Source organism: Micromonospora sp. KC207, assembly GCF_004348615.1.
GTDB lineage: Bacteria > Actinomycetota > Actinomycetes > Mycobacteriales > Micromonosporaceae > Micromonospora.
The window spans coordinates 1-7,349 of record NZ_SMKJ01000320.1; the positions used below are offsets into that span (position 1 = coordinate 1).

6 protein-coding genes are annotated in these 7,349 nt (G+C 74.1%); all 6 read right to left on the reverse strand.

The window, feature by feature from the left end:
* Positions 1-268 precede the first annotated feature (268 nt).
* Entirely contained in the window at positions 269-1,306 is a 1,038-nt protein-coding gene (locus E1258_RS27865; protein ID WP_243715735.1) for a glycoside hydrolase family 26 protein, read from the reverse strand.
* Positions 1,307-1,384: 78 nt separating this feature from the next.
* On the reverse strand, positions 1,385-2,920 hold the full coding sequence (locus tag E1258_RS27870; RefSeq protein WP_243715736.1) for a lipopolysaccharide biosynthesis protein: 1,536 nt from the start codon (positions 2,918-2,920) through the stop codon (positions 1,385-1,387).
* On the reverse strand, positions 2,908-3,768 hold the full coding sequence (locus E1258_RS27875; RefSeq protein ID WP_036373429.1) for a sulfotransferase domain-containing protein: 861 nt from the start codon (positions 3,766-3,768) through the stop codon (positions 2,908-2,910). Before E1258_RS27875 ends, E1258_RS27870 begins: the two co-directional genes overlap by 13 nt.
* Entirely contained in the window at positions 3,765-4,994 is a 1,230-nt protein-coding gene (locus tag E1258_RS27880; RefSeq protein ID WP_243715737.1) for a hypothetical protein, read from the reverse strand. The genes E1258_RS27875 and E1258_RS27880 overlap by 4 nt, the downstream gene beginning before the upstream one ends.
* Complete coding sequence (locus E1258_RS27885) at positions 4,994-6,493, reverse strand: O-antigen ligase (protein ID WP_132406359.1); 1,500 nt, start codon at positions 6,491-6,493, stop codon at positions 4,994-4,996. The genes E1258_RS27880 and E1258_RS27885 overlap by 1 nt, the downstream gene beginning before the upstream one ends.
* Positions 6,490-7,349 (reverse strand): DUF3048 domain-containing protein (locus E1258_RS27890; RefSeq protein WP_132406361.1); only part of this gene is annotated, 860 nt, incomplete at its 5' end. The genes E1258_RS27885 and E1258_RS27890, both read right to left, overlap by 4 nt.

The following is a 7,349-nucleotide window of genomic DNA, read 5'->3' on the forward strand; positions in this document are numbered from 1 at the left end:
GGTCAGGGCCGCGAGGGGTCGGCGACCGAGCGCCGGAAAACGGACCACGGGCTACTCCGGATGAACGGCGGAGATCGATGTGAGGCGCCTCCGTGCGATCGGGCGAACCCGCTCGGTGACCCAGGTCGCAGAGGCGACGACCGGGACGGAAGCTCGATGACACAATTGCGCACGGAACGCGCGGCGTCTACCCCGGGGGGCACCTTGTGCCCGACAAACGTCATCGCCGCCGCCGGTACAGCCGGGCCGCTCGTACGGAGAGACGAGGTCACTGGGCGCGCGGGCCGTGCGCGGGGGTGGGCGGCGGCGGTGCGGAGAACCACGGGTCCGCCGTCAGTTCCTGGAACGCGGCCAGCCCCTCCGGGTCGCCGTTGAAGGTGCTGTCGTACGCGGGCTTCGTCTGCTTCGCGGCGAAGTAGACGACGGCCTTGATTTGCGGGTGCCGCTTGATGTAGTCGCCGGCCTCGCGCAGCCACGCGCCGCGCTGGCCGGGCGCGCCCGGGTAGGTGACCCCGAACTCGCCGATCACTACCGGACGCGGGTGCTGGGCGGCGAACGCCATGAAGGTGTCCATCTGGGGGGCGAAGCCCTCGAACTCCTTGCCCGGGTACACATCGGTGCAGAGCCAGTCGACCTGGTCGTCGCCGGGATAGTACGCCGCGGCGTTGCGGGACGGGTCGACGAAGCCCTGCACGTGCGGGCACCAGACGAAGGCGGCGTTGGTGGCGCCGACCTCGGTGAAGATGCCCCGGATGCGCTTCCATGCGGCGACGTAGTCCTCCGGCGAGTGGACGCTCTGGGCCAGGTTCGGCCGGTCCATCTCCCACCGCCAGCGCAGCAGCAGCGGCACCCCGAACTGCTTGATCTTTTCGGCCCGCTGCCGGATGAGCTGGTCGTAGACGCCGTCGCGGATGGACCGGGTGTCGGCACCCGACCAGGAGATCATCTGGAGCTTCCCGGTCGCCTGGAAGGCGTACTCGGTGGGGCCGGGGAAGTCGTCCTCCCACTCGTGGAACATGTGCGCCAGGGGCATCTTGCCGCGGGTCTGGTCGGCGAACGCGGTCAGCGCCTCGACCCGTCCCTTCGGGGTCTGCCAGTCCGGCTTCACCCACGCGCCCAGCCAGACGCCCTTCGCGGGCAGCTCCGGGCCCCGGCCGGTGGTGGTCAGGTCGTCCGTCGCGCGGGGGGACACCGTCGGCGCGGTGCCGGCCGGGGGCGGCACGAAGTCCGGGGCCGGCTCGGAGCAGGCCGTGACGGCCAGCGCCGACCCGAGCAGGAGCGCCACCGCCCTGTGGAACCGCTTCATCGTTGCCGCACCTTCCCGTGCCGGTGCCACCGGTGTACCCGGCGGCGGACGTTCTCGTGGACAAGACCCGAGCGGGCCTCAGCGTCGGCGGCCCCGGCGCAGGGCCCGCAGCGCGTCGAGCTGGAGCACCCGGCGTAGCCGCCATGCCCCGGCGGCGTACCCGGTGGTCCCGAGCACCGCGAGCACCGCCAGGGTGACCGGCCCGGCGTCGAGCACCGCGCGGGCGATCAGAGCCGGCACGCCGAAGCACGCCACCGCCAGCCCGGCGGCGGCCAGCGTGCCCCGGCCGAACGGGTGCAGCCGGTATGCGTGGTGCAGCTGGGCCAGCGGCACCAGGTTGGTGATCAGGATGGACGACGACCAGGCGATCGCCGCGCCCATGATGCCGAAACGCGGGATGAGCAGCACGTTCAGCACCACGTTGACAAGCGTGCCGGCCAGCGCGTTGTAGAACGTCCAGGACGTTCGGCCGGCCATGTTGAGCACTGTGTCTACCATGCCGCAGCCGGTGGCCACCAGCATGGTCAGGGCGAGGAAGACGGTCACCCGCGCTCCGGCAGCGTACCCGTCGCCGAACAGGTGCAGCATCGGCTCGGCGAACACCGCGAACAGCAGGTACGCCGGCCAGGCCAGCAGCACCAGCCAGCCGGTGGCGGCCTGGTAGAGCCGGCCGGCCGCGTCCCGGTCGTCGCGGACCATGTGCTCGGCGAGCCGGTGCTGCACGGCGGTGGAGAGCGCCTGCCCGGAGAGCTGCCCGAGGGCGAGGAACCGGGTGGCCGCCGTGTAGAGCGCCGCCTCGGACAGCCCGCGCAGCGCGCCGAGCAGCACGATGTCGAGCCGCTGCACCACCATCTGGGCCAGGCCGCTCAGCGCGCGGGGCCCGCTGTAGCGCCAGTACGGGCCGAACTCCTCGCGCAGCGACACCGCCGGGGCCTGCGCGCCCCGCTCCGCGCGCCGGACCAGCCGGGCCAGCCACACCGTGCCGACCAGCGCGGCCGGCAGGTACGGTGCGACCCAGGCCAGCGGCAGCGCCGTCGTCGCCGATAGGCCGAGGACGGCGGCGAGCCCCACCCCGACCAGTTGCAGCCCGGTCCGGCCGAACCGCTCGATCAACAGCAGCGGGCGCATCTTGCCGAAGCCCCGGCAGGCGGCCAGGGCGAAGTCGCAGAGCGCGGCCACCGGCACGAAGACCAGCAGCACCCGCAGCGCGCGCACCGCACCGGGCACCGGCTCGTCGAGCGTCAGCGCCACGATCCGGGGAGCCGCCCACCAGCCGGCCACCGCGATCAGCGTGCCGACCCCCAGCACCGGCAGCAGCCCGACCAGCACCGACGCGCGCAGGCGCTCCGCTTGACCGAGCGCCCGGTAGCGGCTGATGAAGTAGACGGCGCCGACGCCGGTACCCAGCCGCGCAGCCGCGTATGCGATCATGAACGCGCTGGTGGCGGCGAAGAAGAGGCCGGCGTCCGACATGGACCAGCCCCGGGTGACGACGATGTTCAGGCCGAACCCGGCGACCGCCGCGACCGCCACCCCGAGCAGGTTCGCGACCCCGTGCCGGGCCGCCCCGCCCAGCTCGCCGGCGTCCGACCGGGCCTGGGCTACCGTCGCCACGACGGCACGCGTCCCCACCAGGTGCTCAACCGCTCGTCGTACGGGGCGAAGTGCTCCTCCAGCCGGGCCCGCAGCGCCGGGTCCATCGGCGAACGGGACCGCGCGTTGTGCTTGCCGAACGAGATGTCCGCCCAGCGCGGCAGGCCGAGGAAGTCGCAGACCGCGTCGAACGCCGGCCGGGACTCGGCGAAGAAGTCGTCCGCGTCGATCACGTGCAGCCGGTCCCGGCCGAAGATCGACTCAAGGCGTTCGAGCTGCTCCACGTACTGACCCCGGGTCAGGTACGCGTTGTGCTGGAAGTGGTGGCTGTGCGCCGTCGGGTCGGCGAGCAGCCGCTCCCGCTCCCCGGCGATCCGCTCCTGCTCCAGCTCCAGGGCCCGCTCGAAGCCCTCCGTCTCGAAGCCCCGGGCCGCCTCGTGGGTGTGCGCCGAGTACGCCCGCTCCACCGGGTCGCGCAGCAGCACCAGCAGCCGCACGCCCGGCAGGTCCTTCGCGATCCGCTCGCCCGCGAGGGGATGGAACATGTAGTACGGGCTCGACTCCCCGGTCACCCCGCGTACCCCGACCTGCTGCCGCACCGCCTCGGCGCGGCGCACCGTCGGGAAGTGCCCGAGGTACCAGTCCAGCCCCCGGTCGTAGCCGGTGTCGAAGTAGTGCACGCCCTTGTGGTAGACCGCCGGCAGCACCGCCGGGTGCTGCGACAGGGTCTTGAACAGCGACGTCGTGCCGCAGCGCTGCGCGCCCACGATGAGGAAGTCGGGGGCGAGCCGCGAGCCGGCGGTCCACCGGCCGTACGTCCGACTCACCGACCGCACCGCGCGCCGCGCCTGTGCCTTGACCAGCGTCACTTCGCCACTCCTCCCGCACCCGGCCGCCCGGCCAGGTGATCCTCCACCGCCGGCAGCAGCCAGGCGTCCACGTGTCCCAGCCGGGCCCCCGCCTCGGCCTGCCGGTCGCGCAGGTAGCGCGCCGCCAACTCGACCAGGTAGAGCACCGCCACCAGGTCGGCGACCCCGGCCGGCTGGCCGAACGGGGCCAGGTCGTCCGCCGCCGAGGCGATCAGCCGCCCGGCCGCCGCCCGGGGCTCCACCCCGGCGCGGGTGATCGCCGTCTGCACCCGCCGGTGCAGGGCGTCGAAGCCCAGCGGCACGTCGTCGGCGAACCGCTCCCAGTCCCACACCAGCACCCGGCCGTCGGCCAGGGCCGCGCTGTTGCCGCCGTTCCAGTCGCCGTGCCAGGCCCCCAGGGCCAGCACCGGGTCGACGCGGCGAACCTCGGCCAGCACCGCGCGAAGCCGGGCCGCCTCCGGCCGGTCCCCGAGCGCCGCCAACTCGTCGCGGAGCCGCCGGTCGTGGGCGCTGCCCGCGTACGGGCGGCGCTCCACGCCGACGCAGCGGCTCACCGCGACCATGGCGGCCCGTTCGGCCTCGGCGGCCGGCGCGGGCGCGGCCCGGGGCAGCCCCACCGGCAGGGCACTCTGCACCAGCAGGGCGTGTCCGCCCCAGAGGCCGTGGTGCAGCGCCTCGGCCACCTGCACGCCGGGCAGGTCGAGTTTCGCCAACCGGGCCAGCGCCGTAGCCTCCGCCTCGACCAGGGCCCGGGTGAGCGGGTCGACGCCGAGCTTCGCGTACCCGATCGGGTCGCCGGCGGCGTCGAGGAGCTGGACCACCGGCTTGCGGTTGGCCCGCGCCGGCCCGATGTGGATGCTCAGCAGCGCCGGGCGGCCCAGCACGGCGGCCAGGTGCGCGTCGAGCGCGTCGCCGCCCGCGTCGATCACCAGCCGGTCCCGGAAGGCGAGCCGCCCGAGCCCGGTGCGGAACGCGGTGGCCAGCACCGCGCGGCGCAGCCGGGCCTTCGCGCTCTGCGCCTCGGTGGAGTGCCGGACCGCGCCGGCCGCCGCCCGCCGGGAGCCGGCCGGCACCAGCAGCCGGGGCCGTGCGGCCGAGGGCACCACCGCGAACCCGGCCCGGCCGCCGCGCCGCAACGCCGGTCGGGCCGGTGCCGGCCAGACCAGGCCGGCCAGCTCGGGCAGGTACGCGCCGCGCGCGTCGGCGCCGGGGGGTGGGGTGAGCATCAGCGGAACCGCCGTTCGGGCAGGGCACGGGGTGCGGCCGGGGCGGCCGCGGCCTCGACGGCGGCGAGCCGGGCCTCGCGGCGCGCCGCGCGCAGGTGCAGGTCGTTGCGGGCGAGCAGAGCCACGCTGATCAGCCCGTACGCCAGGGTGGTGTTCAACGAGCCGTAGAGGAACTGGAAGAACAGCATCAGGATCAGCACCAGGCTGCCGGCGATGCCGATCGGGGTGTGGTCGTGCCGGAACCGCCACAGGCACCACAGGAAGAACGCGCTGTAGCAGAATGCGCCCACCCAGCCCTGACCGGTCAGCAGGTTCCACACCTGCCCGTTGCTGCCCAACTCCCGGTTGCCGCACTGCTTGCAGTCGGCCGACTTGCCGATCGCGATCGACCGGTTGCTGCCGATCAGGGCCCGGTTGCCACCGTAGCCGAGCACCGGCGAGTGGTTGGCCGCCTCGACCGCGCCGCTGGACAGGGTGGCCCGGATGTCGTCGCTGTGCCCGTTGGCCATGCGTTCGTTGAGCAGGTCGCCCAGCGGGGACGCGAGCACCGCCACCCCCATCAGCCCGGTGGCCAGCGCCAACCCGACCAGCACGACGACCCGACCGCGCAGGGCCAGCCGCACCGCGACGTACACCGCGCCGATCACCAGCCCGATCCACAGCCCCCGGTTGAGCGAGTAGACGATCGGGAAGACGGCGGCGACCACCACGAGGTAACCGGTGAGCCGGCGTGGCCCCCGGCCGAGGACCACCCAGCCGACGATGAACCAGATCAGCAGGATCGCCATGTTCTCGCCCCAGGTGTTGGTGTACTCGAAGGGGGCGGCGGGGCGGGGCGAACTGGCTTCCCCGGCGAGCACCTCCTGCACCTGGGCGACCTCGACGTGCATCAGCCGGTTGACGAACGGTTCCTTGGCGATGGCGGAGGGCAGGATGTAGTTCAGCGGCGCGACGAACTTGAGCTGCGGGAACAGCGCCCCCACGTACCCGCCGATGACGGTGATCACGGCCATGAAGCCGAACAGCTTCACCAGCCGCCCTCGAGGCAGCTCCCGCTCGCTGAGGTTGAGGACGTAGAGCATCGTCACCGTCAGGGCGGTGTAGTTCATCACCCGGATGCCCCAGCCGATGTACCGGCCGGAGCCGCTCGGGGCGAGCGTGTTGGGCGCGGTGATGTCGAGCATCAGCCCGGACAGCACCACCCAGGCCAGCAGGATCAGCCAGAGCCCGAAGCCCGGCGGCACCTTGACGTTGCCGCGCCGGTAGAGCCGGAAGGCCATCGGGACGGCGAGGATGGCGAAGATGAACGAGGGAAGGCCCAGCGCCCACCACACCGGGTAGAGCACGAAGAGCGCGGTCACCGGCCAGGCGGGGGGCAGCCGCAGCGACCAGCGCCGGGCCGGCGCTGCCGGCGGGGTTCGCGGCGGGCCGGCCGGACGCCGTCCCGCCGGTGCCGGCTCCGGCCCCGGTGCGGGCCGGAGCGGGGCGGCCGTCGTCATGTCACGCTGACCTTGGCGTTCTGCGGGGCGTAGATCACCCAGGCGGGGCCGGGCTGTGGCCGGACCTGGAAACCGCCCTCGTCGGTGATGTTGCAGACCAGCCGCTGCCCGGGCTTGCTCCACCTCGCCTTGGCGCTGGACGGGCCGGACACCACGAGCGCCGCGCCGGAGCCGTAGACGTTCGCCCCGGGCAGCGAGCGGGGGCTGGGCTTGCGCACGGTGAGGGTGCGGTATTCCATCGTGAGCACGACGACCGAGGCGACGCTCACCGTGACTTTGCCGATCTTGCCGCGCCACGACGAGCTGGCCGCGTCGTACGCCCAGGTCTGCGTGGGGTGCCCGGGGGCGGCGACGGTCAGCTTGCCGGCCGGGCTGACGCCCTGGCTGCCCAGCGGGGCGCCCGGGGCGGCGTGGTCGAGGACCTGGGTCGGCGCCGCGCCACCCTTCGGGGCCGCCTGGCGCAGCGCGGCGGTCGACGCCTGGCCGGACGGGAACGCGGCGGCGCGCTGCGCCGGGGTGACCCCCTCCAGTTCGGCGGCGGCGAACTGGTTGAGGAAGCCGGTAGGCCCGCCCGCGTACCCGACGAAGGGGCGCAGCACGCCGACCGTGCGGATGTCCACGGGGCGGATCTCCGCGACCGGGCCCACCTTCGCGGCGTCCCGGGACTGGTAGACCGCTGTCAGGTGCAGGCTCTCCGACTCGGCGAACTCCTGGTAGACCAGGTCGGCCTCGGCCAGCCCCACGGGGCTCGTGCCGGCGGTCACCCGCAGCGGCACCACCACCGCCTGACGGCCCGCCACCGTTTCGGCGACCGGCTTTCCGGACAGCGGCGCGGCCGGCAGGCTCGGGGTGGGGC

What these genes read in the sequence shown, in the direction of transcription:
- E1258_RS27865 (WP_243715735.1), bottom strand. Translation starts at nt 1,306, where the DNA reads ATGAAGCGGTTCCACAGGGCGGTGGCGCTCCTGCTCGGGTCGGCGCTG.
- E1258_RS27885 (WP_132406359.1), bottom strand. Translation starts at nt 6,493, where the DNA reads ATGACGACGGCCGCCCCGCTCCGGCCCGCACCGGGGCCGGAGCCGGCA.
- E1258_RS27880 (WP_243715737.1), bottom strand. Translation starts at nt 4,994, where the DNA reads ATGCTCACCCCACCCCCCGGCGCCGACGCGCGCGGCGCGTACCTGCCC.